The organism is Haloferax namakaokahaiae (genome assembly GCF_042663225.1).
GTDB classification, from domain to species: domain Archaea; phylum Halobacteriota; class Halobacteria; order Halobacteriales; family Haloferacaceae; genus Haloferax; species Haloferax namakaokahaiae.
In genome coordinates this window covers 618,082-645,018 of sequence record NZ_JBHTAA010000005.1, presented here as the reverse complement: position 1 = coordinate 645,018, position 26,937 = coordinate 618,082, and the positions used below count along the sequence as shown (strand labels likewise).

Below are 26,937 nucleotides of genomic sequence, written 5' to 3'. Positions count from 1 at the left end.
GAGATAAAAAGCGTATTGGTCGCCTGACTGTCAACGATTCAGTGGAAACCAGCCCGACGACACGTTCGCGTCCTTGAGATGCCAGCGTTGCCGAGGTTCCGAACCTTCGACGCTAAGTTCGACGACGGCGTCGAACAGCGGTTCGAGCATCCGATTTACCTCGGACGTTCGGTCACCCGGCGACCAGACGTGAATCATCCCGTGATGTGCGCGGACGTGACTCGTGACGACGTGCAGGAACCGAAACACCTGATTGAGTTCGTATTCAGAAAGGAGCGACGGGAGACAATCGAAGGCGACGCGAAGTTCGGCGGGAGAGAGACACTGCGATAGCGTGGCGAAATCTTCGATATCGCCCGAAATTTCCGCACCGAGTTTCCCGAGACCGCCATCGACGTGGCGTTCGGTCGCCGTAGGGAGTGGCGACGAGAACGAACTGGCAGCGACGGAACTGCGGGCGTGCGCCGAGTATCGAATGGTTCGGGTCCACTCAGCGGACCGTTTAATCGACGATTCGAGCCGTTGCTCGACAGCGGTCGTTTTGTTGACGACGAGGAGTCGTCGTCGAGGCTCGTCGGGTGCTCCGAGCATCTGTGCAGATGCGCGAGAATACATCTCTGTTGGGACTGAACCGACGACGAGAAGCGCGCTCCCTCGGCGCTTGAGAGCTTCCAACCCCGCTTGGAAGTTCGAAGCTCCGTCGGAGACTGACACATCTGTTTCACCTCCCGGAGCCATTCAGCCTTACCCACGAAATCATATTTAATAAGACTTTGCGTGTTATCCTGTCGAAATGTGTCCAGTGTTGACACAGATATGGTCAGCGAGTGGTATCACACGGGAATCAGTAGACACTGCAGACTAGCGCCAGCAACCCGAACACTGGTATTCTGCAGTCACGATCTGTGTCGTATCTGAAACACCGTTCATTCTGTGACACGGACTGTCAACACGGGTACAGGCGACGTGCGAACGACGTGTTCTGTGACACTTCCGAGGAGGAGTCGTTCGACACCGTGTCGCCCGTGTGTCGCCATCACGACCGCGTCGATGTCGTTCTCCTCGACGTATTCGATGATTCCTTCTCTGGGCCCTCCCTGTGCGACGGTTCCGATACAATCGATTCCTCGTGCTTCGATTCGCTCGACGAGTTCATCGACGACGCTGATACCCTCCTGTTCGAGCGCATCGTACACTTCACCGCCGATGACGCTCAGACTGTCGCGGTCGGTATCGGCGACGTAGAGGACGTGAATCGTCGCGTCGTACAACTCAGCGAGTCCGAGCGCGTGCGGGAGCGCCGCCTCGACGGCTGGACTTCCATCGGCCGGAAGCAGTAGTTCGTCGTACATGCGTGTCATTTCGTACGCAACTGGTGTGAGTGCTTCGCAGGTGTCGAAAAATCGAGTCGGGTGGAGAACCTACGAGATGTAGGCTTCGATGCGGTCCATCGCTTCTTTCAGTTCCTTCATTCCCGTCGCGTAGGAGACCCGAAGGTGGCCTTCGCCGCCGATTCCGAAGACGCTCCCCGGAACGAGTGCGACGTTCTGTTCTTCCAAGAGACCCTCGGCGAAGGCTTCGTCGTCGCCGTCGGGGGCTTCGGGGAAGACGTAGAACGCGCCTTTGGCCTCGAAGCAGTCGATGCCCATCTCCTCGAATCGGGCCAGCACGAAGCGACGGCGACGGTCGTACTCGCGGCGCATCTCCTCGACGGAGTCGTCGCAGGACCGGAGAGCTTCGAGTGCGGCGTACTGCGCGGTAGTCGGCGCGGAGAGCATCGCGTACTGGTGAATCTTGTTCATCGCGGCGATGGCGTCCGGCGGTCCCATGGCGTAGCCGAGTCGCAGGCCGGTCATCGCGTAGGCTTTCGAGAAGCCGTTGAACACGATAGTTCGCTCGCGCATGCCCGGGTGGGTTGCGATAGAGGCGTGGTTGTCTTCGTAGCGCAAGTCGGCGTAAATCTCGTCCGAGAGGACGATGAGGTCGTTGTCGCGGACGAAACTGGCGACTTCGGCGAGTTCGCCGTCGGTCATCACCGCGCCGGTCGGGTTGTTCGGATAACAGAGGACGAGCACGTCCGCCTCGTCGGCACCCGCCGCTTCGAGAGCCTCCGGCGTGAGTTTGAACTCGTCTTCCGCGCGCGTGGGAACCGGCAGTGGTTCGCCCCCGGCGAAAATCGCCCCCGGCGTGTAGGAGATGTACGACGGTTGTGGAATCGCAACCACGTCGCCGTCGTCAACGAACGCGCGGAACGCGAGGTCTACGGCTTCGCTCGCACCGGTCGTGACGATGATTTCGTCCGCCGGGTCGTAGGATTGGTCGTACCGGGTGACGCGCTCTGAAATCGCTTCGCGGAGTTCGCGGAGTCCCCGGTTCGAGGTGTACGAAGTCTTGCCTCGTTCGAGCGAGTCGATGGCAGCAGTGCGGGCGGCCCACGGCGCGGAGAAGTCCGGTTCGCCGACACCGAGCGAGATGACGTCGTCTAACTCCTCGGCGAGTTCGAAGAAGCGCCGAATGCCGGACGGTGGCACGTCTCGGACGCGGTCGGAGAGGTGGTCGCCGAGCGTCATGGAGACACAGAGAGCCGGTCGTCGTCGTCGCCGTTGCCGAACTCGATACCCTCCTCCTTGTAGGAGTTCATCACGAAGTGCGTGACCGTCTTCGTGACCTCGGGAAGCGGCGCGATGCGCTCCGAGATGAAGTTCGAGATATCGTGCATCGAGTCGCCCTCGATTTCGACGAAGAAGTCGTAATCGCCAGAGACGAGTCGAAGCGTCGAGACTTCGGGGAATCGCGCGATTCGGCGCGCAATCTCCTCGTAGCCAGTCTCGCGGTCGAGTCCGACGTCCACTTCGACTTGCGCGCGAACACGTTCGGGTTCGACGCGTCGCCAATCGACGACGGCCTGATAGCCGTGGATGACGCCGTCGGCTTCGAGTTCGGCGATTGCTGCTGCCACTGCCGCTTTCTCTGCGCCCAGTTGTCGGGCGATGTCGTCTACACTCTGTCGAGCGTCGTGACGCAGCGAGTCGAGCAGTGACTGCTTGTCCATACGGTGTGCGTTACTGGCAGTAACAAAATGGTTTCCCTCACGGCAGTGTCGCGGTGGCGACGGTCAGAGCGAGACGACAGAGAAGGCTCGCGCGACAGACCGGTCTTATTCGAGTCCGGCCGCGCCCGACGACGCGTCGGGGAGATTGGCGGGTTCGACCGGGATGTCGAGCGCTTCGAGCGCCGCTTCGAGGTCTTCTTCGCGCGCGTACTCCGCGCCCGCTTCGACGCGAATCTCCTGTGCCTTGGCGAGCACTTCGGCCCGACGGTCGTCGGGGATGACGAACTTGTCGGTGGCGAGCTCGATGACGAGTCCGTTGTGGTCCTGCGTGTACAGCGAGTGGAAGATACCGCGGTCGAACTCGTTGAAGAAGTGACCGGCGTCGTCGAGTGCCTCCTTTATCTCCTCGATACGCTCGGGGTCGAAGCGGAACGCCAGGTGGTGGACACTCCCGATGCCGTTGCGCTGTGGGCCGCGGTGGGATTCGTGGCCCTCGTCCTCGACGAAGAACGTCAACATTCGACCGTCGCCCGTATCGAAGAACAGGTGCGACATGTCCGGCGCGTCGAGGTTCGGTTGCTTCAGAACGAGTGGCATCCCGAGGATGTCGCGGTAGAATCCAATCGTGTCCTCGACGTTGCTCCCGATGAGCGAGATGTGGTCCACGCCGGTCGTGTGGAACGGACTGTCCGGCAGGTCTGCGGTGACCGGAACGTCGGGTGACGCGTCGTTTGTCATGGTCGTCATTAGAACCAGAACCGCATAACTCTCAGCGGACATCAGTGTAATCGGGTGACGACGACGCCGCCGGAACCAAACAGTTAGGTACAGCCCCTTCGACCGCTCAAAAGTGACGGAACTGAAACACTTCCTCGCATTCTTCTTGTGCGGGTCGCTCGCTCTCGCCGGCGTGTTGTCGTTTATCGTCTACGTGGAGTACGATTACCACTACTCGTACGAACGCGAAGTAGAGGAGTTCCCGAGGCAGTTGTTCACCTTAGAGTACGACGAACTCCGACCCGAGGAGCGCGAAGTCGTCGATGCCGCCATGGAGAAGAACGGGTGGTTCAACGAGGGCGTGGTGAGGGCGAACGACTCGTCGTATCCGCCGGAGGGAATCGAGAAGGGCGAGCACAAGTACCTGTTTTCGTCCTACCGGACGTTCGACTGGTCCGACCCGCCGACGCTCGGGTCGGCACTGCTCTTCGTCTTCGGGAGTCTCGGCGTACTCGCCGCGATTCGCGCGGACATCAAGAGCTAATTAGCGAACCGAATTCGAACGAAAACGGACAAGGTTCGAACGGAACGGGGCCCCGGCGACCCCGTCTCTCAGGTGAGAACGATGACGATGAAGAGCAGTAACACCGCCTCGTTGACTATCCACGAGTTGTCGTTCATCCAGTCTCGAATCCCCGGAAGGCGTTCTTCTGCTCGTTTCCCGAGGGCGAGGACGGCGAGTGCCGGCAGCGCCAACAGAAGCGCGGTGACGAGGATGAACGGAATCGCGTCCGTCAACGGTGAGTTTTGAGTCGAGAGGTAGGCACCGACGGAGACAGAGGTGATGATGTCCGTCGGAAAGACGCCCAGCAAGAGGAAGCCGAGCCGGAACGAGAACCGAGGTGTGGCGGTCGTCAGTTTTCCCATCCACTTCGGTGGCTCTGCGGTATTCCGCGTCCGATAGGTGTTCAGCATCGCAACCACGAGCAGCGCGACGATGACGTAATCGAGCGTGTTACTCGAGGTGCTCTGGCGGACCGGCCCGTCGATGACGAGGAACGCTATCGTGACCACGAGCGAAATCGAGAGAATCGCACCGAGGACGTACGCGGCAGAGGTCGCTTTCCACCGTTCGCTGGTCGCAAAGAAGAACGAACTGAGAATCTGCGGCCCGGCGACCATCACGATAGCCAGCGGGAGGACGTTTACAGAACTCATCGGAAACCTCCAATCCGAGCGGTCGATTCGGTGCACTCGGTGGACCCGTGGCGTTGGTTCCTCGGTCGAATCTCGTCTCCTCGTCGCCGAGGGTGGGGTCGGTCAGGACACATACGGTCCAGTACAGTACGCGCCGAAACGGAATAAATGTCAATGAGATTTGCTTTTGGCCGTCGCCGTCGTATCACGCTAAAACACGGTATCGAAACACGGACTTTCTCCGGTCCGGGGTGTCGATGATTGCAGCAGCTACTCGCTGTTCTCGGGAGCCAAGATTCGACCGAAAAGACGAGTGGGCGCGACGACAGACGCGGTTCTCAGTCGTCCGCGACGTTGGCCGCAGCGTTGTTCGACGCGCTCGCCGAGTTACCGGAGAAACCGATGCCGGCGAGGACGAACGCGAACAGGACGAGCGGCGAGAGGTAGCCGAAGAAGTAGTAGGGCGCGTACGAGAGCGTCGCCACGCCGAGGACGCCGGACATGTACGCACCGCCGGCGTGCCACGGGAAGAGCGCGCCCGTCGGCGTCCCGGCGGACTCGATAGCCTGCGAGAGGTCGGAACTGTCGAGACCGAACTCCTCGTAGGTGTTGCGCAGGGTCATGCCCGGAACGACGATGCTCATGTACTGCTGGGCGGTGAGCGCGTTCGTCAGAATCGCGGACGCGCCGGTTGCGGCGACGAGCGACCCGGTGCTCTCGACGCCGCGTTCGAGACGGTTGGCGAGCACGGCGAGCACGCCCGTCTGTTCGAGCAGGCCGCCGAGGGTCAGTGCGGCGATGACGATAGCGATGGTCCACGCGGACCCGGAGACGCCGCCGGAGGCGAGGAGACCGTTGACGAGTTGGCTCCCGGTTTCGGGGGCGGTACCGCTCATGAACACCTGCCACGAGGTGACGAAGGAGGTCCCTTGGACGAGCATGCTCGTGAACGCACCTGCGAAGGCACCCGCGAGGAGAACCGTCAGTGCCGGGTAGCCCGCGGCGGCGAGACCGAAGGTGACCGCCAGCGGGAGGAACGCGAGGAACGTGATGTCGTACGAACCGGTGAGCGCGGTCTGAATCTCGGTGATTTGCCCGGCGGGAATCGCCCCGGAGAAGCCGAGACCGAGGATGGTGAATCCGACCACGGAGAGACCGAAGGCGACGAGCGTCCCGTCGCGCATCGCGCGGATGTGGTCGTAGAGGTCGGTGTTCGTGACCGCGGCCGCGAGGTTCGTCGTATCGGAGAGCGGCGACTGCTTGTCACCCGCGTAGGCACCGGTGAGAATCGCACCGGCGGTCATGGGCGCGGGAACGCCGAGTCCCGACCCGATGCCGATGAACGCGACACCGAGCGTGCCGACGGCGGTCCACGACGACCCGATGGCGAACGTGGTGATGCCGACGAGAATCGCCGTGACGGGGAGGAAAATCTGCGGCGAGAGCAGGTCCAAGCCGTAGTACATCAGCGTCGGAATCGTCCCCGCGGAGACCCACGTTGCGACGACGCCGTAGATGACAAACAGGATGAGTACGGCCTGCAAGCCCATCGAGAGACTGCGTTCGATACCGTCGTAGAGGTCCTGCCACGTGTAGCCCCACACGTAGCGACCGAGGAGACCAACGAGTGCGATACTCCAGACCAGTGGGATGTGCGGGTCGAGCTTCAGCAGTGCCGACCCGACGCCGAGGAACGCGACGAGTCCCAACACGGGGACGAGCGCCTGTCCGAAACTCGGACGCGTGTCGGGGTCGAGGTCCTCGAACGACTGTGGCGTGTATCGTTCAGTTCCCATTGTGGTTCAGAAGATTACTTTGGAACATAAAATGTTGTCGTGTTATGAATCAAGGGCATTGTTATGCAATGACGTAGTTATCTCTGACACGAATATGCGCGAGAGGAATCACTCGGCCGAAATTCTCGAAGAGACGACTTTCTTGCTCAACCTGTCAATGATAGGGAAACACCCTTGCCAGATGACCACGAGAGTCTGTGCATGGTCCTCGATGAGTACGTTCTCTCCCCTCTCGGACTGTTGGCGCTCCTCGGAATCGTGCCACTGGTCCTCCTTTACCTCCTTCGACCGGACCCGATTCGGCGAACCCTCCCGACATTCCAGTTCCTCGCCGACGCCCGAGAGCAGAACGTCTCCAACCCGCACTTCGAACGACTCGTCCGGAGTCTGTTGTTGCTCCTCCAACTGCTCGCTATCGTCGCGCTCGCCGGAACGCTTGCGACGCCCTACGTCCTCGTCCCCGAGTCGGAGACCGTCTCCGAGACGGTTCTCGTGGTCGATTCGAGCGCGAGTATGTCGGTCTCGGACGGCGGCACGACGCGGTTCGAGCAGGCGCGAGACGCCGCCCGAAACGAGATTTCGGGGACGACGACCATCGTCGCGGCCGGCGCGGACGACGATGTCCTTCTCCGTCGCGGAACGCCCGCGGACGCGAGAAACACCCTCGAGGAGTTGCCACCGACGGCCGCCCCCGGCGACCTCCGCACGGCGATTTCGACCGCGATGGCCGTCGCCGGTGAAGACGCTCGCATCGTCGTCCTGAGCGACTTCGCCGACGACTCTCCGTGGCAGGACGCCGTCCGCGAGGCGCGTGCGCGCGGACTCGTGGTCGAACTTCGCCAGTTCGCCGGCGGCGGCAGCGGCAACGTCGGCATCATCGACCGCCGCTTTTCGGGAACGAACGTGACCGTCTCGGTCAAGAACTACGGCGACTCGGCGGTCACCCGAACCGTCTCGCTCGCCGGGACGTCCAGAGAAGTCGAACTCGGCGCGGGCGACGTGACGACCGCGACGTTGCCCGTTCCAGCCGGCGGCGGCGAACTCACGCTCTCACCCGGCGATAGCTTCGCCCTCGACGACCGACTGTTCGTCGCGGCCCCCGAAGACGCGTCGGTGGACGTGCTCGTCCTCACGAACGACGAGAACGAGTACCTGACCGCGGCGCTGTCTGTCATCCCCGAGGTGACGCTGACGGTCGATAACCCGCCGACGACCGTCTCCGGAGACTACGACGTGATTATCTACAGCAACGTCAACGCTGAGCGATTCCTCCGTGGGAACCGCGAGGCCGGACAAGACCTCCTCGCAGACGGCGGTGGCGTGGCGATTCAAGCCCAAGAAGAGATGCCCGACTACGGTACCCTCTTGCTCGCCTCGCCGCGAGAGATGGGGTCGAACCCCTCGCTCGGAAGCGTCTCGGGTCACGAACTGACCCGCGGTATCACCTTCCCGCCGCCGAACCGGTACGTCGTCTCGGACCTCGACGAGGGGCGGGCGCTCGTCACGGCGACCGATAACTCCCCGCTGCTCGCCATCTCTGAGCGCAGCGAGGGTCGAATCGTCTACTACGGCTTCCTCGAAGACGGTTCGGCGTTCAAGTACAACTACCAGTACCCGGTGTTCTGGAAGCGAACCGTGTTCTACCTCGCCGGTCGCTCGACGCTCACCGACCTGAATCAGGCGACCGGTGAGACGCTCCGTATCAACGAGAACCAGACCGTCGAGACGCCGCGCGGAACGGCGAGCGGCCCCGAAGTCGGTCTCGACGACGCGGGATTCTACCGAGTCGGCGACGAACGATTCGCGGCGTCGCTCCTCTCGGAACCCGAGTCGGACGTGGTCGCGGCGTCGATAGAGCAACAGGAAGCGTCCGACTCCGCGCCCGTGACGGTCGAAGAGCGCCTCGTTCCCGACCCGCTCACCGAGTGGGCCGCCCTCGGCGCACTCGGTCTCGTCTTGGTCGAACTCGGCTACCTCCGCAAACGAGGTGACCTCTGATGTTCGGTGTCGCCTCGCTCTCACTCGCGCTTCCGCTGGCGTGGACGACGCAGTTCGGCGAGTGGACGCTCGGCTTCGAACGCCCGTTGTTCCTCCTCGCGCTCCCGGTCGCGCTCCTCCTCGCGTGGTACCTCATCTTCCGGGGCGGCGGAACCGCCGGGTCGCGCTCGCGGCGACTCCTCTTCGCCTCGCGGGTGTTCGTCGCGTTCCTCTTGGTCGTCGCCGCGGCGGGTCCGTACACGATAACGACCCGTCAGTCCGACGGCGACCCGCGCGTGACGCTCCTCGTGGACGAATCGGACAGCACCACAGTCACCGAAACGCGGGCGGAGGCGCTCGCCACGCGAATCGAAGACGAAGGCATCCCGGTGACCGTCTCCACTATCGCCCGCGGGGACGAATCACCGCTCGGTGACGCGCTCGCGGCGAACGTCAGACCGGGAGGGACCGTCGTTCTCGTCTCCGACGGCCACGTCACGAGAGGCCGGGACCTCCAGTCGGCCGCGGAGTTGGCGCGGAGTCTCAACGCCACCGTGAGCGCCGTCTCGCCCGAGGTGTCACAGCGCGAAGAGTACGTGACGCTCAACGGGCCTGCGAAGACGAGCGTCGGCGTCGAGAACGCGTTCCTCGCGCAGGTTCAGGGCGTCACCCCCGGCGAGAACGAATCGGCCGAACTCGTCGTCGAAGTCGATGGCGAGGAAGTCCAACGCGAGAACGTGACGGTGCCCGGTTCGGTCGCGTTCTCCCAGACGTTCGAGACCAACGGCACTCACGAACTGACCGCTCGCATCGAGAGCGACGACCGATTCCAGTCGAACGACGTGTTCTACAAGACCGTCCGGGTGGTGGACCCGCCGAAGATTCTGTACGTCTCGCGCGGCGGCTATCCGTTCGAGGAGTACCTCTCCGGTCTCTACAATGTCGATACCGCGTCCGAAGTTCCCGCGAACCTCTCGGACTACTACGCCGTCGTCTTGCAGGACGTCCCCGCGGACGAAGTCGGGAACGTCGATTCGCTCCAGCGATTCGTCATCGACGGCGGCGGACTCATGGTCGTCGGCGGTCGCAACTCGTTCGAGAACGGCGAGTACAACGGCTCTCGACTCGCTTCGACGCTCCCCGTGACGACCGGCGAGGGCGCGGGCCAGAGTACGAACCTCGTCTTCGCTATCGACGTCTCCGGGAGTGCGGAAGAAGGGATGACCGTCCAGAAATCGGTCGCCCTCGACGCGCTCTCCCAACTCGGTGGCGACAACAACGTCGGCATCGTCGGGTTCAACTACCAGGCCTACGAGGTGTCGCCGCTCCGGCCGCTCGATAGGAACCGCGGACGGATGGAAGACCTCATCCGCCGCCTACAACCCGGCGGAGCGACCGATATCGCCATCGGACTCCGCGGGGCCGCCCAGCAACTCGACGGCCGGCGCGGGACGGTGATTCTCATCAGTGACGGCCACGACCGATTCGAAGACGCCGCGGCCGTCTCCGAGGAACTCGGGCGCAACGGCGTTCGCGTCGTCACCATCGGGACCGGCGAGAGTCCGAACGAGCGCAACCTCCGGACCATCGCCCGCGCGTCCGGCGGCAACTACCTCCGGGCCGACGAAACCTCTCGCCTGCGAATCCTCTTCGGCGGCGCGAACCGACGATACGCGGGCGACGGTCTCACCATCGTTGACCAGAACGACTTCGTCACCGCGGGGGTCGAACTCACGGCCAACCCCGGCGAGGTCAACGACGTGTCGGTCAGACAGGGTGCGAACTTCCTCGTCGCGTCCGAAGACGGCACGCCCGCCGTCGCGTCGTGGCGCTACGGACTCGGCCGCGTCGTGACGGTCACCTCGTTCGGCGGCGATGGGTCGCTCGACGGCCTGCTCAGCAGTCCTGACTCACTACTCTTGACGAAGGCGACGAACTACGTCATCGGCGACCCGGAACGCGAGGCGACCGGCGTCATCGACCTCCAAGACACTCGCGTCGGCGAACCCGTGACCGTCGTCTATCGCGGAAGCGAACGCCCGACGGACGCGCAAAACCTGACGTTCTCGTCGGTCGGCCCGGACACTTACGAAGCGTCTGTCACGCCCACCGAACAGGGCTACGCGTCGGTGCTCAACGCTTCGTTCGGCGTCAACTACCCCGCGGAGTACGGCGGGTTCGGACGCTCCGAGCGCCTCGTCTCGGCGGTGCGTTCGACCGGCGGCCAGATGTACTCGGTCAACGACGCCGCCGCAATCGCCCGCGACGCCCGCGACCACGCATCCGGTGTTCAACCCGTGAGAGACGACTGGGCGTGGGCGTTCGCGCTCGTCGCCTTCCTCGTCTATCTCGGCGAGGTGATTGCCCGGCGGCTTCAAGTGTATCGGGGTAGAACGAGAAGTGAAGGTGGTCTGATATGAGCTTCCTCGGTCGGTCGCTCCACACTGGCCTCGTCGCCTTGGTGCTCTTGTTGGCGATGGGGACAGTCGGGGCAACCATGTATTATCAATATTCCGTCGATTCGCTCGACCAACAGAACGAGCAGTTGCGAGAACGAAACGCCGCCCTCGAAGAGGACCTCTCGGAGACCAGGGCGGACCTCTCGTCCGTGCAGGCGAAGTTGGCATCCATCAACGACAGCCTCGAACAGACCCGAGGCGACGTCTCACAGGTCTCGACCAGTCTCGAAGAGACGGAGGCAGAGCTTCAAGAGACACGACAGGAACTCAACGCCACGCGCTCGACGCTCGAACAGCGCGAGGAAGCCCTCGAACAGGCCAGAAATCGGCTCGAAACCTCGCAGGCCGAAGTCGCCCGATTAGAGAACGACGTCGAGCAGTTAGAACGCGAACGGCGGAACTTGGAGAACGACGTGTCCGACCTCGAATCGGAGCGAGACGCCCTCCTCGAACAGAACGAAGAGTTGGAAGACGACCTCCGTGAACTCAGAATAGAACGGGATAATCTGGAAGACGACCTCCAAGACGCGTGTGACGCGATTCCGGAGGGCGACGAACCGTCCGCATGCAACGGTGTCTAAGATGACGACGACAGACCTCCCCTCCAAGATGGCCGCCGCGGTCCGCGAAGTCCACCGCGAGGTGACGAAAGCGGCGCTCGTACCGAGCGTGGCCGACGGCGCGCTCGTCGCGCTCGCGTTGAACATCCTCCTTCGAATCACCGGCTTCCCGGACGCGAACCCGGACCTCTCGCTGGCGTTCCTCCCCGGCGTCGAGGCGGCGTCGATTCACGTCGCCGTGCCGGTTGCGCTCGCGGCCGGGACGCTCGTCGCCGTCGTCGAATATCGATATCGCATGCGAACGACGGCCGTCGAGCAGTTCGAGAGTGTGAACCCCGACGTCGCCGAAGCGCTGCGAACCGCCCGCGACACGCTCGACGACGGTGGCGACGGCGAGACCCCGTCGCCGATGGCCCGCCGGCTCTACGGAGACGTACTGACGAAGTTGCAGTCGGCGTCGTCGGTCGAACTCCTCCCGACGCGCCGCGTCGTGTTCTCGGTGCTCGGCGTGCTCGTCCTCTCGATTGCGAGCATTCAGGTCGCCATCGTGGACCTCGACCTCGGCGGCATCGGCGGGTCGGCGGGTACCTCCATCGGCGAACGGGACGCTGACCGCGATGCCGACCTCCAGAACGGGAGTGCGATTCTCGGCGACCCCGAAGACGTCTCGGCCGGGAACAACGAGGTGAACGCGACCCTCTCGGGGACCAACAGCGGTGAAGACACCCCGGACTCGCAGGCAGAGGCCTACGATTCGACCGGGTTCACCGGTGACCGGTCCGTCGAGAGCCAGCGTGCGGGCTACCTCTCCGACGACACGCTGGACGAAGCCGAACTGATTCGAGACTACACCCTGAAAATCCGCGACAAAGACGAAGACGATGAGTGACGACCCAGCCCCAAACGCAGCCGAGAGCCGTACCGAAACCCCGCCGTCGAACCCGATGAGCGACCAGACCGAACTCCGCATCGACGACCTGCAAGCGAGCGTCGCGGACGTGGTCGAGGAAATCGGCAAGCGAATCATCGGCCACGAAGACGTCATCGAGCGACTGCTCGTCTGCATCCTCTGTGACGGTAACGCCCTCCTCGAATCGAACCCCGGTCTCGGGAAGACGACGCTCGTCCGGGCGCTCGCCGAGGCGACGGACCTCGAATTCTCGCGCATCCAGAACACACCCGACCTGATGCCGACCGACATCACGGGCACCGAAATCATCCGCGAGTCCGCCAACGGACGCGAGTTCGTCTTCGAGCGCGGGCCGGTCTTCGCCAACGTCGTCCTCGCCGACGAAATCAACCGGGCGACGCCGAAGACGCAGGCCGCACTCCTCGAAGCGATGCAGGAGAAACAGGTGACAGCGGCGGGCCAAACCTACGACCTTCCGAAACCGTTCTTCGTGCTCGCAACGCAGAACCCAATCGACCAGGGCGGCACGTATCCGCTCCCCGAAGCGCAGACCGACCGCTTCCTGATGAAAATCCTCGTCCAGTACCCGGACTTCGAGGACGAACGAACCATCGTCAAGCAGTACGCCGAAGGGGCCGGTCTCCCCGACTTGGACCGCGTCCTCCCGCGCAGGCACCTCATCGCCGCGCAGAACCTCGTGAAACAGGTCCCCATCGCGGACGACATCCGTGACCGCGCAATCGACGTGGTTCGACAGACGCGCGAGGACGACGCCATCGAGTTCGGCGCGAGTCCGCGTGCCAGCATGGCACTCGTCAGAGCGGCCAAGGCGAGAGCGTTCATCCACGGTCGCTCGCACGTCTCGTGGGACGACGTGGTGATGATGGCCCCACCGGTGCTCCGCCACCGTATCATCCTCGACTTCCGGACCGAGCGCGAGGGGCAGACGCCGGACGACGTTATCGCCCGTATCCTCGATGATTGACCCCAGTTTCCTCGACGAACTCGACCGCTTCGACACGTCGCTCAAGCGGGAATCGACCGCCCCCTTGCAGGGCGACCAGCGCTCGCAACAGGTGGGCGGCGGCCTGACCTTCAGCGACCACCGGCGCTACACCCACGGCGACGACCCGCGTCGAATCGACTGGAAGGCCTACGCGCGCACTGAAGAGTTGTTCATCAAGCGCTTCGAGGAAGAGCGAAACCTCACCGTACACGTCCTGCTCGACGCGACAGCGTCGATGGACTTCGGCGAGGGCGAGTTTCACAAGTTCGAGTACGCCGCGAAACTCGGTCTCGGCTTTTGCCACCTCACCGCCGACGAGAACAACGAGTATCGGTTCTCGCTCGTCGGCGACACCGCAGACCGCATCGACACCGGCGAATCGAGTCGCGGCGGCGTGCTCCGACTCGTCGAGCAACTCAACGAGACGACGCCGGAGGGCGACGGCGACATCGAGTCGGCGCTCGAATCGTACGCCGATACCATCCACTCCAAATCGCTCGTGCTCGTCGTCAGCGACTTCCTGTTCGACCCTGACGAAATCGCCTCGGGGTTGGCCGCGCTGACCGAGAACGACGTGCTCGTCGCACAGGTGCTCTCATCGGACGAGTTAGAACCCGAAGCGTCCGGCGAGGCGATCTTCGAAGACCCGGAATCCGACCAGTCGATACAGACGTACTTCGGCGGGTCCGCGGCGAAGCACTACGACTTGAAGCTCAGAAACCACTTGACCGCCGTCGAAGACCGCTGTCAGGCACTCGGTATCGAGTGGGAACTCGTTCGGACCGATATCGACTTCTTCGACTCGTTTTCGACGCTCTGGTTGGGCGCGCGCCTCGGTCGGCGTCGCGGGCGACACTGATTTCTCGCCGCGGACAACGCGCTTTTCAACGGTGAAAACAACGCTCTCGCGTGAGCGAATCGACGAACGGAACGATACGCAACCGCGTGGTTGGTCTCGTCTCGGGGTCCCACGTGGTCCACCACGCCTATATCGTCGCACTCGCGCCGGTTCTCGGGGCGATTGCCACCGAGTTCGACGTGAGCATCGCGGCCGTCGGTCTCGCTATCGGCGTGCAAGGGGCGTTCATCACGCTCTTTCAACTCCCCTTCGGCTACCTCTCTGACACGCGGAGTCGGACGACTGTCCTCGCGGTGTCGCTCGTGCTCGCAACGGTCGGAATCACGGCGACGGCGCTCGCCCCGTCGTACTACTGGTTGCTCGCTTCGCAGGCGCTCCTCGGGATTGGCATCGCCGGCCACCACCCCGCGCACTATCCGCTTCTCGCCTCGGCGACGGCCGAATCGAATCGCGGGCGGGCCTACTCGCTCCACGCGCTCGGCGGGTCGCTCGGCTTCGCAATCCCGTACGCCGTCGCCTCGGGCGCGACGGTGCTCGGATTCGACTGGCGCTGGGTGATTGGCGCTGTCGCCGTCGCGGGCGCGTCGTACACGCTCGTCGCACTCCCGCTCGCCCGCCGACTTCCAGCGTCGGTTGCGCGAGCAGACCCCGAATCGACACCCACCGAGCGCCCTCGCTTTCGAGCGTCCGCCGCGGCGTACGCGACTTGGTGGGTTCGACGGGGCTGATGGGTCTCGCCTTCCTCTCGTTTCTCACCTCTGCGGCGGCGTGGTGCATTCGCACCTACTCGCCGCAGTTGCTCAGCGGTGGCTACGGTCTCACGCCGGAGACGGCGAACTTGCTCGTCTCGGCGATGCTCGTCACGGAGGCAGGGTTGATTCTCCTCGGCGGGTCGATGACGGACCGCGTCGGACCCGGAACCGTCGCGCTCGTCGGCTACGCGGGACTTGCGCTCATCGCCGCGCTGCTCGCCGGAACGTGGGCACCGCTGTTCTTGCTGGTGCTCGTCCTGCCCTTCAGCGGCACGATTAGCATCTCGCGGCCCGCGCGCTCGACGCTCGCCGACCGCATCTCCGCCCGCGACGAACTCGGGAAGAGTTTCGCCGTCGTCACCATCGGCATCTCGCTCGGGAGCGCCGTCGCACCGCCAGTGTTCGGCGCGCTCATCGACCTCTCGGGCGTCGGTGTCGCCTTCGGCGTCGTCTCGGTGCTCGGCGTCCTCTCGTTCGGTCTCACGACGTGGTTACTCAATCACGTCGATGGGTCGGCGCGGAACCCCACTCCTGCCAGTGGTGATTGAGGAACGTCACCTCTCTCGTTCAGCGTGCACAGCCTCGCCACTCTGAGCGACGAGTTCGATAAAAAGAAACGCAGTTATCCGGACCACTCGCCGCCGACGTCGTCGGCGACTGCCTCTCGCCACATGCCGAAGCCCTGGCGACAGATAGGACTCTCGTCGATGTGGTCGATGAATCCGGCTCCTTCGCTCTCGAGTTCTGCGAGGCAGAACGGACAGCGGGTTGGGTCGTCCCACGTGTGCGCGATTACCGAAGGGGATACGTCTTGGGACATACACCTTCATTCGACGTATTAGTTGATAAACGTTCGCCTTATTGGCACACCTCTTGTTTAGTCATCTTAGGTTTGCCAAAATTTGTTTATCATTTCAATAACTCGAATCCGTCGATTCCGCCGCTTCCGAATCGTAATACTATACCCACACGAGGTGGGAACTACGACACTGATTCACCCGTGAACTACGTTACGTGGGCCGTCGTCGCACTCGGTGCGTACTCCCTCGTCGCGCCGCTGATGAAAGTGGCGACGACCGGGCAGGGAAAGATTCCGAGCGACATCGCCGCATTCATCGCCAACAGTATCCTCGTCGTCGCCACCCTCGGCATCATCCTCTACTCGGGACAGAGCCTCTCCGATTCGGTCGTGAGTTCGAAACTCCCCTACGTCGTCGGCGCGGGCATCTGCCTCGCAATCGGGATTCTCTCGTACTACCGCGCGCTCGCACTCGGTCCCGTCTCCATCGTCGCCCCGATTTTCGGCATGTTCCTCGCCATCTCTTCGGTCGTCGGCATCGTCGCGCTCGGCGAGCCGGTGACGATAAAGAAAGTCGCCGGCATCGGGTTCGCCGTGCTCGCCGTGCTCCTCGTCTCGCTCGACTGAACCTAACACGCGACGACCGACTAGTACACGACGACCGACCAGTATGCGACGGCCGACCTGCACGCGACGACCGACTCCCGCCGGGCCAACGTCTTTGTCCTCGGCCACGAACGTCCGACTATGGTACTGCAGGAATCCGACTCCGAGTTGACCCTCGGCGACGAGGCACCCGACTTCGAACTCCCCGGCACCGACGGCGAGACGTACTCCCTCTCGTCCTTTGGCGATTCGGACGCGCTGCTCGTCGTCTTCACGTGCAACCACTGTCCGTACGCGAAGGCGAAGTTCGAGGAACTGAACACCCTCACCGAGTCCTACGACGACCTCGCCGTCGTCGGCATCAACCCCAACGACGCCGAGGCGTACCCCGACGACTCATTCGAGCGCATGGAGGAACTCGTCGAAGACGGCACGATTCGGTACACGGCCTACCTCCGCGATGAGTCACAGGACGTCGCTCGTGCGTACGGCGCGGTCTGTACGCCCGACCCATTTTTGTTTGAGAATACTGGCGACGGCTTCGAACTCGTCTTCCACTCCCGTATCGACGACGCGATGAACCCCGACGCCGAGGTGTCGGTTTACGAGATGCGCGAGGCTGTAGAGGCGGTGCTCGCGGGCGAGGAGATTCCTGTGGACGAAACGCCGTCGCAGGGCTGTTCGATTAAGTGGGTCGAACAGTAGATAACCTCTGTAGCTATATCTTCGAAGGTTCCGAAATTCGCCGTTTGACAGTCTACAGGTGCTACCCCAGCACTGCAGTTAATAGAATGACTGGTCAAAATATAATACAATCTGAAATCATGTCTGAACATGAAGAGAAGAGCATTTTTGACAACATCTGGGGCGACGCTACTCGCCGGTTGTTCGGGTAGTCCCACTGAACCCGCAGAAGATATCGACCGACAGACGACGCAAACCACGGATATTCAGACACAAACAAAAACCACTCAGGCCGATGTAGACACGGCAAAAGTCGTCATCGACGACGCAAAGTGGAAGTCCGAGGGTGAGAGTGTCGAATTTCTCATTGGGAACAACGGAGAGGGAATGAGCGGCCATGTTACTGTGGTCGCTCGCTGGTACGACTCAGCTGGGCGCTATATCGGTCACGACCAAGCCTCTATCCCAGCGCTTCACAGCGGGGCTTCGTGGAAAATAGAGGTGAATACGACGTCGCCATTCTCTGTCAATAATTTTGACGCCTACGTCGAATACGAAGACCGATACATTTCCGACGAATTAAACGCCTGGTCTGTCGAAATTGACGAGAGCATCCCCGCAATTACTGGAATTGTTGACCACGGGCGCGACGACGAAACTGCCGTTGATGTACTGGCAACGACGTATGATTCGGGGTGGATTACTCACGTCGGAACCACAGTTGACACTCGAATTCCAGATAGGGAATGGCGATTCATGATTCCATTAGTCAAAATTTCAGACATCAGTAAACAGGTCGGTGAAAATGTCGAACTGATGTTCCACACCGCATGAGTCACCCCAAGGAAGACACTCATTAGTTAGTGGTGGTGCTTTGGAAGCCATCGAGACTAGCCCACTCTCAAAACCCACTACCGCCCCACCTCCACTTACTCCTCACCCAACAACGCTTCCCGAGCGTTCTCCACCGCCGCCTCTTTCTTCGCCGGATATGCTTCGACCTTCGCACGAAGCGTCAGCCCACCGCCGCGACGGACCTCACCCTTGAACGCGGCCTGCTTGTCGAGTCGGAGGAAGAACTCGGTGTTGTCGGTGACGCGGTCGTCGAGTTCGTCCAAGAGCCCTTCCAAATCGGGGAGTTCGCGGACTTTCGAGAGGACGTGTCGAATTTCGTCGGCGCGCTCGACGCGGGCCGAGAAGACGATGATTCGGTCGCCGTGGTGGCCCTTGTTCTCCATGCGGTCGATTTCGAAGTCCTCGGGGAGGAACGTCCGGAGGGCGTCGAGCACTCGCTTTTCGTCTTCGGTCTCGTAGCAGAACGTGCGGAGGTCTACGTAGTGGAATGGGACGCGTGGCATAGTACGGGCTTCGCGGGGAGAGAAATAAGGGCGTTTATGCTTCGTCTTCGTCGGCAGCTTCGAGCTGGTCCTGTGGGATGCCGACTTCCTGGCCGTCCTCGAAGCTGATGGTGTAGGTCGGCTCGCCGAACATGCTCTCGATGACCTGCGTGACCGTGCCGGTCTCGCCGTCGAATTCGCTGTGCTTGTCGTGGAGAACGACTTTGTCGTCTTTCTCGAAGCTCATACCCCGCTGTATCAGTCGGTCGGATAAAAGGCCGGTGGTTGCCTCCGGCCGAGTTCGTGGGCTGTGCCGGCAGCCTACGACGAGTGTCGAAGCCGATTTGTGTGGGCTGTACTAAGTCCCAGCCATGCTGATGGGAGCGTCTGCGAACCGCGCCGGTCTCGGACAGCGATGGTTGTAGACGACCTGTGGTTCCTCGCCGACCAGGCCGCCCAACGTGCCGAACAGACGTATCACCGACTCCAACGAGGTCACACCGATTTCCTCGAACCCACGAACACCCAACACGTCTCGCGCGACCGATTTCGGACGCTCGCCAGTCGCGTGAAAGACACGGGAACTCCCTTCGGCGTCCACACTATCGTCCGCCGCGACGACGACGAGGTCCTCCTCGTCCGCCACGAGGGCGTCGAGATGTGGGTGCTCCCCGGCGGGGGCGTCCACACCGGCGAAGCGTTCTGTGAGGCGGCCCAGCGAGAACTCGCCGAAGAGGCGGGTATCGACGCCGACTACGCCGGACTCGCCATGGCGACGCGCGTCGAGATTCGGTGCTCGCGTCACCAGACGTGGGGTGTCATGCCCATCTACCAGGCGCGCGCCGCCGACGATTGCGAACTCGTCGTCGAAGACCCCGACGAGGAAATCTCTGCCGCGCGGTGGTTCGACCTGTCGGACATCCCCCCGGACACCCGCGACCGGAACGACCTCTTGGCGTGGCACGACCACGTCGCCGGCGAGTAACCCCGTACGACCGTGCGAGTTGCTGTCGAACGCCCCGTTGGGTCTAAGTGCTAACCTCCCTACGTGAGGGTATGCGACAATCTCGACGTGCATATCTTGCTTCTGTTGCAGGCGCGGCCGCACTGGGAACCGCAGGCTGTCTCGGTGGTGGAACTGGTCAGGACGAGACCAGCACCGACTCCTCCAACGGCGGAACCGACTCCGGTACGAACACGGAAAGCGGGAAGACCGCAATCCCCGGAACGGATTGTGAAGTCGCCCCGAGAGGCAAAGTGAGTTCGGCACCGACGCCGACGCTCGGTCCGGATGACGCGACGGTCACCGTCGATGCGTGGGAGGACTTCGCCTGCCCGCACTGTCAGACGTTCACCCTCGAAGTGTTCCCGCAAATCGAGTCCGAGTACATCTCGGAGGGTATCGTCCAGTTCCGCCAGTTCGACTTTCCGATTCCCGTCAACAAGTGGTGGTCCTACCACGGCGCGTCGGCCTCGCATCAAGTGTACGAAGAGGCGGGGAACGAGGCGTACTTCTCGTTCGTCCACACCATGTTCGAGAACCAAGACCAGTTCGGCGGCAACGACGTTGAGGGGTCGCTCTCGACGCTCGAATCGCTCGCCAACGACGCCGACCTCGACGGCTGTTCGATCGCGGCGGCGGCCTACAACGACCGGTTCCGCCCGTACGTCGAGTCAATGCGCACCGAGGCGGTAGACGAGAACGGCTTCCGTGGGACACCGACCGTCCTCGTCAACGGCGAGCAAGTGACGCCGACGTGGTCGGAACTCCAGTCGGCCATCGAGAACGTCCGCTAACGCTTTTTCGACGCGTACACCAACTCACGGGCAGGATTCGCGCACAATACCAGCGATTCTTTACGCATCAATTCACTAGCCACAGCTAATGAGCGGAACGCGACACCGATTGGCGAGACGGGGTGGCCACGCGTGAAGCGCCGCCGCTACCTCGGTGCGCTCGCGGCCACTGCAGGCCTCGCTGTAGCAGGGTGTCTGGGAGGGAGCACCGACGGCCCAACCGCCGACGCGGCGAGCGACGGCGCGGACGCCGCATCGGACGACAGCACCCTCCCACTCAGCGTCGAAACCCTCGACGCACCGGGTTCGACCGCCGGCGAAGCCACGATACCCACCGATGGTCAGCCGACCGTCCTCGACCTCTTTGCGACGTGGTGCGCACCGTGTGAGAAACAGATGGAGTCGCTCGGCCGCCTGCACGACGAGTTCGGCGACGACGTGGCCTTCGTCTCGGTGACGAACGAGCGACTCGGCGGCGGTCTCGGCATCGACGACATCCGCCAGTGGTGGGTCGATAACGACGGCGACTGGACGCTCGGCCACGACCCCGAAAGTACCCTCATGCGTGCGGTCCGCGCGGGAGGACTCCCATACCTCGTCGTCTTCGACGCGTCGGGCGAAATCACGTGGACCCATCGCGGGTTGGCATCGGAAGACAACCTGCGCGAGGCTATCGAGGAGACCCTGTGATACTCGACCCCGCGTTCGCCGGCACGCTCACGTTCGCACTCACCGCGGGCGTTGGGACCTTCTTCGCGCCCTGTGCGTATCCGCTGCTTCCGGGGTACGTGGGGTACTATCTCTCACAGGACGAAGCCGACGTCGGCGGTGCTGCGATTCGCGGCGCGGTGGCCTCGCTCGCCGCCCTCGTCGTCCTCGCGGCGGTTGGCGGTGCACTCACACTCGTCGGCGGGCGAATCGCCCCACACCTCGCACTGTTCGAACCGCTCGTCGGCGGCGCGCTCGTCGTCTTCGGCCTGCTGTTTCTCTCCGGCAGAGCGCCGAGTCTACACGTCGTCCTCCCCGAGTATCGCTCCTCGGTGGCGGGGTTCGGCATCTTCGGGGCGGTGTACGGACTGGCCGCCGCTGGCTGTGTCGTTCCGATTTTCCTCGGTGTCGTCGCCCAGTCTCTTGCGCTTCCGACGACGCAGGCGCTCGTCTCGCTCGGCGCGTACGCGCTCGCCGCGGCGCTCCCGCTCGGAGTGGTGACGATTTTAGCGGCACTCAGCGGTGGCACCGTTCGCGGGCTTTCGAGACACGTCGGCTCGGTCCAGACGCTCGCCGGCGTCGTGATGGTGCTCGCCGGTCTCTGGCAGATTTGGCTCGCACTGACGTTCCTGGGCTACGTCTAACTTCGCTCGTACCTGCTGTTTTCAGAACACCCGGTCGAACAGTCTCCCGAGCAGGTAGACCGCGGGAAACGCCCCGAAGAAGAACACGAGTGCGACGACGAACTGGAGGATACTCCCCGACTGCTCGGGTCCGGTTTGCGCGAGTACGACCATCGTATTCTCGGACGCTACACGAGGCGTGTGTAAAACGATTAGGGCGCTTCTCCCGTCGGCGTCGGCAACGCCCGCAGACTGCGCGGCGGGACCAAGAAGTTGCCGCGGTGTTTGACGAAGATGTACTCCAGAATCCCGTTGCTCACCCGCTGTCGAATCGTCGGGATGTCGGTGAGGTCGGCACCGTTCATCGCCTCGCGGACGGCTTCGAAGTCGGAGATGCCGCGCTGGAGCGACGGGAAGTGCAGGCTCGCCACGCCGTCGTCGGTCGATTCGAAGTGCCGACGGAGGAGTTTGACGTTGCCGTCTTCGTCGCGGTTGGCGCGGGCGGCCTTCTGCGCGTGGCCGACGTGGCCGAACTCGCGGGCGTCGTCGCGGATGCGGTCCACCACGGCGTCGATGCCGCTGTCGTCACCGAGGTTGTTGCCGACGCCATCGACGAGTCCTTGCTCGGCGTGGGCGGGCGAGAAGAGTTTCATGACGCGGTGATAGTAGTCCTCTTCCTCGTACCAATCGCCGAGTCGCTGGCGGACGTTGGCGACGTGTTTCGTCGTCCCGCCGGCGAACGGTCCCTCCGAGAGGGTGACGTAGTCCTCCGTCGCCTGATTCTTCTTGAACCCGGCCTTGAAGCCCATGAACAGCGGCGACTCGTTGGGGACCGGGTTGCCCTCGGGGATGCCGTTGAGATTCGATTGTTTCTCGGCGGGCAGTCCGACGCCGACGAAGCCAGTCCGGCGCGAATCGACCGAGAACACGGGCGAGAGGGTGGCATCGACCTCCACGCCGTTGGCGGTTTCGACCCCGCCGAAGAGGGCTTGTTCGGCTTCGAGTACGACCGCCGCGCGGTCGGATGCGAGGTGGACGAGCGCATCTTGCCGGTCGAATTCGGGCGTCTCGAACGACGAGAGCGCCCGCGGTTCCGGGAGGTCGAGCGACTCGGGGAGCGGGTCGTCGAACCGTGAGAAGTACCGCGGCGAGTAGGCAATCGACCACAGCAGACCCTCGTTGCTTCGCTGGTATGCCCGGTCGAGGACGAAAAGCGCAGATTCGACCGTCTGGCGGTCGGCGTCGGTTGGCGGGCCGTCACCGTCGAGGTTCAGATAGAGGAGAACGTGGTGGCGCGGAATTTCGACGTTGTCGTACTCGTCGCGGCGAGTGAAGTCGTCCCACGCGTGTTGGCGCTCGGGGAGCGAACCGTAGTCGGTCGTTCCACTCGGGACGGGAGCGGTGGGTGCCCGGTCGAGACAGGCCGAGAGTGCGGCCACGCCGCCCGCGGCGACAGCGGCTTTCATGAACTCCCGGCGCGAGGCGGACCCGTCGAACATACTTTCGCTAGGAACTTCGTGAGCAAGTGGGTTCTGGTGTCCCGTTCGAGTTCGAGTCACACACCAAACGGCATTTGAGCGCCGAGCGACTAGAGGTGCCAATGCAGCGACGAAGTTACCTCCGGGCGCTCGGGGCCAGCGCAGCGGTCGGATTGGCCGGGTGTCTCGGCGGCGACGACAACCCGAACGTTGCCCTCCCGGAACCGACCCGTGAGAACGAGGACATCACCAGCGAGATGCTCCCCTATCCGGCGTGGGGCCAGCGAGTGCCCGACGTGACGCTCTCTGACCCGCTCGGCGGGACCGAAGTCTCCGTCCGCGATATCGACGGCCCGCACTTTCATACCTTCATCTTCACCAACTGTATGACCGTCTGCCCGGTGCTGGTGAGTTCCCTCCGCGAAGTGCAGATTTACTCGCTCGACCAGGGCTACGACGACGTCTCGTTCTATCCGGTGACGTTCGACCCCGCCCGCGACGACGCCGAGGCGTTCCGCTCGGAGGCCGACCAGATGAACGTCGATATGGACGCCGGAAACTGGCACTTCCTCCGCCCCGAAGACGAAGCCGAGGCGAAGACCATCGTGCAGGACGAGTTCGGCGTCTTCTTCGAGAAGAACGAACCCATGGAAGACGGCAACTACATGTTCACACACATGGGTCTCGTCCTGCTGGTCAACGGTGACGGCTACGTCGAGCGCTCCTACCGCGGCACGCAACCGGACGAACAGACGCTCATCGACGACCTGAACGCGCTCAAAGAGGCATAATGAACCGTCGTCGGTTCCTCACAGGGGTCGGAACCGTCGCCGCGACGAGTCTCGCCGGGTGCGTCGGCGAACTCGGTCGAGTGTACACCAGTTCGGAACCGCCAGTCGTCTCGAATCGACCCGACGCAGTGTACGTCCCGACGCACGTCGAGGGAATGCGCGTGGTCGGAATGGCCGACGCCGGCGACCTCCGCGTGGGACTCTTCTACAGCTATCCGCACCGCTTTTGGGTCGTCGAAGCCGACGGAGATGGGTTCACGACGCAGAAAACCGGCGTGAAATCGGGCGACGATATCCACCTCATGGCGAGCGTCTGGGAGCCGGAGACGGGTGTCGTCGTCCCCGAGACGGGCGTCTCGGTCGAGATTGCGAAGGACGGCGAACTCGTGAGCGAAGAAGTCGTCTACCCGATGCTCTCACAGCGAATGGGTGCCCACTACGGCGACAACTTCGGACTCGACGGCGACGGAACCTACGACGTGACGGTGGGAGTCGGAGCACCCTCAGTCCAGCGATTCGGGTCGTTTACGGACAAGTTCGACGCCCCCGCGCAGGCGACCCTCGACTTCGAGTTCTCGACCCGCGACCGAGACGACATCCAGTACACGATGCTCGACGAGGACGAAGGCAAACGCGGGGCGGTCAAACCCATGTCGATGGAGATGCTCCCGCTCGGAACCGCGCTCGACTCGCTACCCGGAACCAACCTCGGACGCGCGACGAGCGGCGACGTGGTCTTCGTCGGGTCGGCCATCGACGCCGAGCGATTCGGCGACGACCCGTACCTCGCCATCTCGCCGCGAACGCCTTACAACAGCCTGGTCGTCCCCGGTATGGGACTCTCCGCGACGGTCGAATCCGGTTCGGACACGCGATTCGACGGTGGACTCCGGCCGGGATTGGACCCCGAACTGGGGTTCCACTACGGGACATCTGTCGCGGGACTCACCGGTGACGACGACGTGACGCTCTCGGTCGATGTTCCGCCGCAAGTCGCCCGCCACGAAGGCTACGAAACCGCGTTCCTCGACTTCGAACCCGCGCGACTCGTGCCGCGAAACGCGTGACGGTGTAGACAGGTCTATTTTCACCGAGAACTTGGGGACGAACATGGACGCGACGCGCCGTGAACGTATCACCCTCGCACTCGCCGTGTGGGGCGTGCTGCTCTCGCAGGTGTTTCTCTACCCCGGCGTGTCGGACCTCGTGACCGCACTTGGCGGCGACGGCGACCTCTCGGGCGGCATGTGGTTCCTCGTCGCCGAGTTCGCCGCGTTCGTCACCTTCGCCAGTCTGTGGGGTGCGCTCTCGGACACCCTCGGACGGCGTGTGCCCCTCATCGCCGTCGGTGCTCTCGGCGGTGCCGTGAGCTACGTCGTCCTCGCCGCCCTCCCCGGTCTCGGCGTTCCCTACTTCGTCGCCCTCCTCGTCAGACTCTTCGGCGGCGCGATGACCATCGGCGCGTTCTCGCTGGCGATTACGATGCTCGCCGACCTCTCGGGCGGGAACGGCCGCAACATGGGCGCGGCGGGCATCGCAATCGGTCTCGGTGCCGCACTCGGCTCCGTCGTCGGCGGCCGACTCTCGACTGCCGACCCGCTCCTTCCGCTCTACGCCTCGGCGGCCGTCCTCGTCGGCGTCGCAATCCTCGTCGCCACCGTCTCCGACCGCGCGCCCGACTCGACCCGTCTCGGAATCGGCGCTGTACTTCGAAAACTCGCCTCACGGCCGGCGTTCGGTGTCCCGTACGCCTTCGGCTTCATCGACCGCATGACGGCTGGCTTCTTCGCCCTCGTCGGCGTCTACTACTTCCGCGAAACCTTCGGCGTCGATGCCGCGACTGCGGGCGGCGTGCTCGCGCTCTTTTTCGTCCCCTTCGCGCTGCTCCAGTACCCGCTCGGGACGCTCTCCGACCGCGTCGGTCGGTTCGTCCCCGTCGTCGCCGGGTCGATGCTCTACGGCGTCGCCATCCTCGCAGTCGGTCTCGCCCCCGGATTCGAACTCGCCGCGGGGCTGATGGTCGTCGTTGGCGTCTTCGGCGCGCTCGTCGCGCCCGCGACGATGGCACTCGTCACCGACCTCGCCGGGCCGGAAGAACGCGGGGCGGCACTAGGCGGGTTCAACGTCTTCGGCAGTCTGGGTTTCCTCGCCGGCTTCATCATCGGCGGGACGGTCGCGCAGGTAGTCGGCTACCTCCCCTCGTTCGCGGTCGTCGGACTCGCCGAAGTCGCAATCGCAGTCGTCGCGCTCCGTGCCGTTCGTCGTCTCGATACGCAAACTGGCGCTCAGGCGGCACCGAGCGCGGACTGAATTTCGGCGTTGACGACGCGCCACATCGCGCGCAGACAGACGAGCACCGCGAGACCGACGCCCGCGAGCACGAACGCGAGAAAGAGACCGACGTAGACACTGCCACCGTCACCGCTCGTCGTGGGTGCCGCCCTCACTGCCTCCCCGAGTCGGACGCCGAGTGCGACGATACCGGTGACGAAGAGCGCGAAGATGAGTTCGAGTCCGCGCCAGAACGATTCGATTGCGATGCCGCCGCGACCGGTCACGAGTCGAACGAATCGGTAGGACGCCGCGAGGAGCGACGTAATCGTCAGCGCGGTAATCGCGGCCGCGGCCGTCCGCAGACCGATATCCGCGAACGGGAGCGTCGAGAACGGCGAGGCGAACGCCAGTCCGACGCCCGCGAGCACGAACCCCGCGAGCGCCACCTCGACGGCGAGAATCGCACTCGACGGGGTGGCTCGTGCCCGGTCGATGAGTCGGCGAAGCACGAGCGAATCTCTCGGTGGAGCGTGAAGTGTCTTACTCGTCGGGTGA

30 protein-coding genes and 1 pseudogene are annotated in these 26,937 nt (G+C 63.4%); 18 read left to right on the top strand and 13 right to left on the bottom strand.

Going from position 1 to position 26,937, the window contains the following annotated elements:
* Positions 1-30 precede the first annotated feature (30 nt).
* From ACFQJC_RS10875 to ACFQJC_RS10855, 5 genes are all read right to left on the bottom strand, one after another.
* A complete protein-coding gene (locus ACFQJC_RS10875) occupies positions 31-738 on the bottom strand; it encodes a DUF7504 family protein (protein WP_390223382.1) in 708 nt (235 codons plus the stop codon).
* A gap of 188 nt (positions 739-926) precedes the next feature.
* A complete protein-coding gene (locus tag ACFQJC_RS10870) occupies positions 927-1,352 on the bottom strand; it encodes a universal stress protein (protein WP_390223380.1) in 426 nt (141 codons plus the stop codon).
* A gap of 69 nt (positions 1,353-1,421) precedes the next feature.
* Positions 1,422-2,570: a pyridoxal phosphate-dependent aminotransferase gene (locus tag ACFQJC_RS10865; RefSeq protein WP_390223378.1), complete on the bottom strand. Its 1,149-nt coding sequence runs from the start codon at positions 2,568-2,570 to the stop codon at positions 1,422-1,424.
* A complete protein-coding gene (locus tag ACFQJC_RS10860; protein WP_390223376.1) occupies positions 2,567-3,052 on the bottom strand; it encodes an Lrp/AsnC family transcriptional regulator in 486 nt (161 codons plus the stop codon). Before ACFQJC_RS10860 ends, ACFQJC_RS10865 begins: the two co-directional genes overlap by 4 nt.
* 105 nt (positions 3,053-3,157) lie before the next feature.
* Positions 3,158-3,790 (bottom strand): VOC family protein, encoded by a 633-nt coding sequence (locus ACFQJC_RS10855; protein ID WP_390223374.1) that lies wholly within the window; start codon positions 3,788-3,790, stop codon positions 3,158-3,160.
* A gap of 112 nt (positions 3,791-3,902) precedes the next feature.
* Between ACFQJC_RS10855 and ACFQJC_RS10850 the strand changes: the two genes are divergently transcribed.
* Positions 3,903-4,313: a hypothetical protein gene (locus tag ACFQJC_RS10850; protein WP_390223372.1), complete on the top strand. Its 411-nt coding sequence runs from the start codon at positions 3,903-3,905 to the stop codon at positions 4,311-4,313.
* A gap of 68 nt (positions 4,314-4,381) precedes the next feature.
* On the opposite strand, the gene ACFQJC_RS10845 is transcribed toward ACFQJC_RS10850, so the two are convergent.
* A complete protein-coding gene (locus tag ACFQJC_RS10845; protein WP_390223370.1) occupies positions 4,382-4,987 on the bottom strand; it encodes a GAP family protein in 606 nt (201 codons plus the stop codon).
* Positions 4,988-5,304: 317 nt separating this feature from the next.
* Positions 5,305-6,762, bottom strand: a complete 1,458-nt coding sequence (gene arcD, locus ACFQJC_RS10840) for an arginine/ornithine antiporter ArcD (protein WP_390223368.1) — start codon at positions 6,760-6,762, stop codon at positions 5,305-5,307.
* A gap of 201 nt (positions 6,763-6,963) precedes the next feature.
* On the opposite strand from arcD, the gene ACFQJC_RS10835 reads away from it, so the two are divergent.
* From ACFQJC_RS10835 to ACFQJC_RS10805, 7 genes and pseudogenes are all read left to right on the top strand, one after another.
* Positions 6,964-8,760 carry a DUF7408 domain-containing protein gene (locus ACFQJC_RS10835; protein ID WP_390223366.1) on the top strand — a complete coding sequence of 599 codons (1,797 nt, stop codon included), beginning with the start codon at positions 6,964-6,966 and terminating at the stop codon, positions 8,758-8,760.
* Positions 8,760-11,159 carry a VWA domain-containing protein gene (locus tag ACFQJC_RS10830; protein ID WP_390223364.1) on the top strand — a complete coding sequence of 800 codons (2,400 nt, stop codon included), beginning with the start codon at positions 8,760-8,762 and terminating at the stop codon, positions 11,157-11,159. The genes ACFQJC_RS10835 and ACFQJC_RS10830 overlap by 1 nt, the downstream gene beginning before the upstream one ends.
* A complete protein-coding gene (locus ACFQJC_RS10825) occupies positions 11,156-11,779 on the top strand; it encodes a chromosome partitioning protein (protein ID WP_390223362.1) in 624 nt (207 codons plus the stop codon). Before ACFQJC_RS10830 ends, ACFQJC_RS10825 begins: the two co-directional genes overlap by 4 nt.
* Position 11,780: 1 nt before the next feature.
* On the top strand, positions 11,781-12,647 hold the full coding sequence (locus ACFQJC_RS10820; RefSeq protein WP_390223360.1) for a DUF7502 family protein: 867 nt from the start codon (positions 11,781-11,783) through the stop codon (positions 12,645-12,647).
* 55 nt (positions 12,648-12,702) lie between these two features.
* Positions 12,703-13,653 (top strand): AAA family ATPase, encoded by a 951-nt coding sequence (locus ACFQJC_RS10815; protein WP_390225593.1) that lies wholly within the window; start codon positions 12,703-12,705, stop codon positions 13,651-13,653.
* On the top strand, positions 13,646-14,533 hold the full coding sequence (locus ACFQJC_RS10810; RefSeq protein ID WP_390223358.1) for a DUF58 domain-containing protein: 888 nt from the start codon (positions 13,646-13,648) through the stop codon (positions 14,531-14,533). The genes ACFQJC_RS10815 and ACFQJC_RS10810 overlap by 8 nt, the downstream gene beginning before the upstream one ends.
* Positions 14,534-14,583: 50 nt before the next feature.
* Positions 14,584-15,833, top strand: a pseudogene (locus ACFQJC_RS10805) (MFS transporter).
* A 74-nt stretch (positions 15,834-15,907) separates the two neighbouring features.
* Here ACFQJC_RS10805 and ACFQJC_RS10800 read toward each other — a convergent pair.
* Positions 15,908-16,105 (bottom strand): DUF7501 family protein, encoded by a 198-nt coding sequence (locus tag ACFQJC_RS10800; RefSeq protein WP_390223357.1) that lies wholly within the window; start codon positions 16,103-16,105, stop codon positions 15,908-15,910.
* A 180-nt stretch (positions 16,106-16,285) separates the two neighbouring features.
* Between ACFQJC_RS10800 and ACFQJC_RS10795 the strand changes: the two genes are divergently transcribed.
* The 3 genes from ACFQJC_RS10795 (at position 16,286) to ACFQJC_RS10785 (ending at position 18,208) form a co-directional block, all read left to right on the top strand.
* The gene (locus tag ACFQJC_RS10795) at positions 16,286-16,711 is read left to right on the top strand and encodes an EamA family transporter (RefSeq protein ID WP_390223355.1); all 426 of its coding nucleotides are present in this window, start codon (positions 16,286-16,288) and stop codon (positions 16,709-16,711) included.
* A gap of 120 nt (positions 16,712-16,831) precedes the next feature.
* Complete coding sequence (locus tag ACFQJC_RS10790; RefSeq protein WP_390223353.1) at positions 16,832-17,395, top strand: thioredoxin family protein; 564 nt, start codon at positions 16,832-16,834, stop codon at positions 17,393-17,395.
* A 129-nt stretch (positions 17,396-17,524) separates the two neighbouring features.
* Positions 17,525-18,208, top strand: a complete 684-nt coding sequence (locus tag ACFQJC_RS10785) for an FxLYD domain-containing protein (RefSeq protein WP_390223351.1) — start codon at positions 17,525-17,527, stop codon at positions 18,206-18,208.
* Positions 18,209-18,303: 95 nt separating this feature from the next.
* On the opposite strand, the gene ACFQJC_RS10780 is transcribed toward ACFQJC_RS10785, so the two are convergent.
* Together ACFQJC_RS10780 and ACFQJC_RS10775 are read right to left on the bottom strand one after the other, a co-directional pair.
* Positions 18,304-18,732 carry an RNA-binding protein gene (locus tag ACFQJC_RS10780; RefSeq protein WP_390223349.1) on the bottom strand — a complete coding sequence of 143 codons (429 nt, stop codon included), beginning with the start codon at positions 18,730-18,732 and terminating at the stop codon, positions 18,304-18,306.
* Between the two features lie 34 nt (positions 18,733-18,766).
* Positions 18,767-18,958 carry a DUF1918 domain-containing protein gene (locus ACFQJC_RS10775; RefSeq protein ID WP_390223347.1) on the bottom strand — a complete coding sequence of 64 codons (192 nt, stop codon included), beginning with the start codon at positions 18,956-18,958 and terminating at the stop codon, positions 18,767-18,769.
* 168 nt (positions 18,959-19,126) lie between these two features.
* Here ACFQJC_RS10775 and ACFQJC_RS10770 point away from each other — a divergent pair, with 168 nt between their 5' ends.
* The 4 genes from ACFQJC_RS10770 (at position 19,127) to ACFQJC_RS10755 (ending at position 21,860) form a co-directional block, all read left to right on the top strand.
* A complete protein-coding gene (locus ACFQJC_RS10770) occupies positions 19,127-19,696 on the top strand; it encodes an NUDIX hydrolase (protein ID WP_390223345.1) in 570 nt (189 codons plus the stop codon).
* A 71-nt stretch (positions 19,697-19,767) separates the two neighbouring features.
* Entirely contained in the window at positions 19,768-20,508 is a 741-nt protein-coding gene (locus tag ACFQJC_RS10765; RefSeq protein WP_390223343.1) for a thioredoxin domain-containing protein, read from the top strand.
* 132 nt (positions 20,509-20,640) lie between these two features.
* Complete coding sequence (locus ACFQJC_RS10760; protein WP_390223342.1) at positions 20,641-21,198, top strand: TlpA family protein disulfide reductase; 558 nt, start codon at positions 20,641-20,643, stop codon at positions 21,196-21,198.
* Positions 21,198-21,860 (top strand): cytochrome c biogenesis CcdA family protein, encoded by a 663-nt coding sequence (locus ACFQJC_RS10755; RefSeq protein ID WP_390225591.1) that lies wholly within the window; start codon positions 21,198-21,200, stop codon positions 21,858-21,860. Before ACFQJC_RS10760 ends, ACFQJC_RS10755 begins: the two co-directional genes overlap by 1 nt.
* 21 nt (positions 21,861-21,881) lie before the next feature.
* Here the strand turns inward: ACFQJC_RS10755 and ACFQJC_RS10750 are convergent, their stop codons facing one another.
* Together ACFQJC_RS10750 and ACFQJC_RS10745 are read right to left on the bottom strand one after the other, a co-directional pair.
* Positions 21,882-22,013, bottom strand: a complete 132-nt coding sequence (locus ACFQJC_RS10750; RefSeq protein WP_390223340.1) for a hypothetical protein — start codon at positions 22,011-22,013, stop codon at positions 21,882-21,884.
* 38 nt (positions 22,014-22,051) lie between these two features.
* Positions 22,052-23,338: a DUF7405 family protein gene (locus ACFQJC_RS10745; protein WP_390223339.1), complete on the bottom strand. Its 1,287-nt coding sequence runs from the start codon at positions 23,336-23,338 to the stop codon at positions 22,052-22,054.
* 101 nt (positions 23,339-23,439) lie between these two features.
* Here ACFQJC_RS10745 and ACFQJC_RS10740 point away from each other — a divergent pair, with 101 nt between their 5' ends.
* Genes ACFQJC_RS10740 through ACFQJC_RS10730 form a run of 3 tightly spaced genes read left to right on the top strand, consistent with a single transcriptional unit; the run spans position 23,440 to position 26,418 of the window.
* Positions 23,440-24,108, top strand: coding sequence for an SCO family protein (locus ACFQJC_RS10740; RefSeq protein WP_390223337.1), 669 nt, complete (start codon positions 23,440-23,442; stop codon positions 24,106-24,108).
* Complete coding sequence (locus ACFQJC_RS10735) at positions 24,108-25,175, top strand: iron transporter (protein ID WP_417377035.1); 1,068 nt, start codon at positions 24,108-24,110, stop codon at positions 25,173-25,175. The genes ACFQJC_RS10740 and ACFQJC_RS10735 overlap by 1 nt, the downstream gene beginning before the upstream one ends.
* Before the next feature lie 43 nt (positions 25,176-25,218).
* Positions 25,219-26,418 (top strand): MFS transporter, encoded by a 1,200-nt coding sequence (locus ACFQJC_RS10730; RefSeq protein ID WP_390223335.1) that lies wholly within the window; start codon positions 25,219-25,221, stop codon positions 26,416-26,418.
* Here ACFQJC_RS10730 and ACFQJC_RS10725 read toward each other — a convergent pair.
* On the bottom strand, positions 26,394-26,891 hold the full coding sequence (locus ACFQJC_RS10725) for a hypothetical protein (protein ID WP_390223333.1): 498 nt from the start codon (positions 26,889-26,891) through the stop codon (positions 26,394-26,396). The two genes, ACFQJC_RS10730 and ACFQJC_RS10725, sit on opposite strands and share 25 nt — an antisense overlap.
* Positions 26,892-26,937 lie beyond the last annotated feature (46 nt).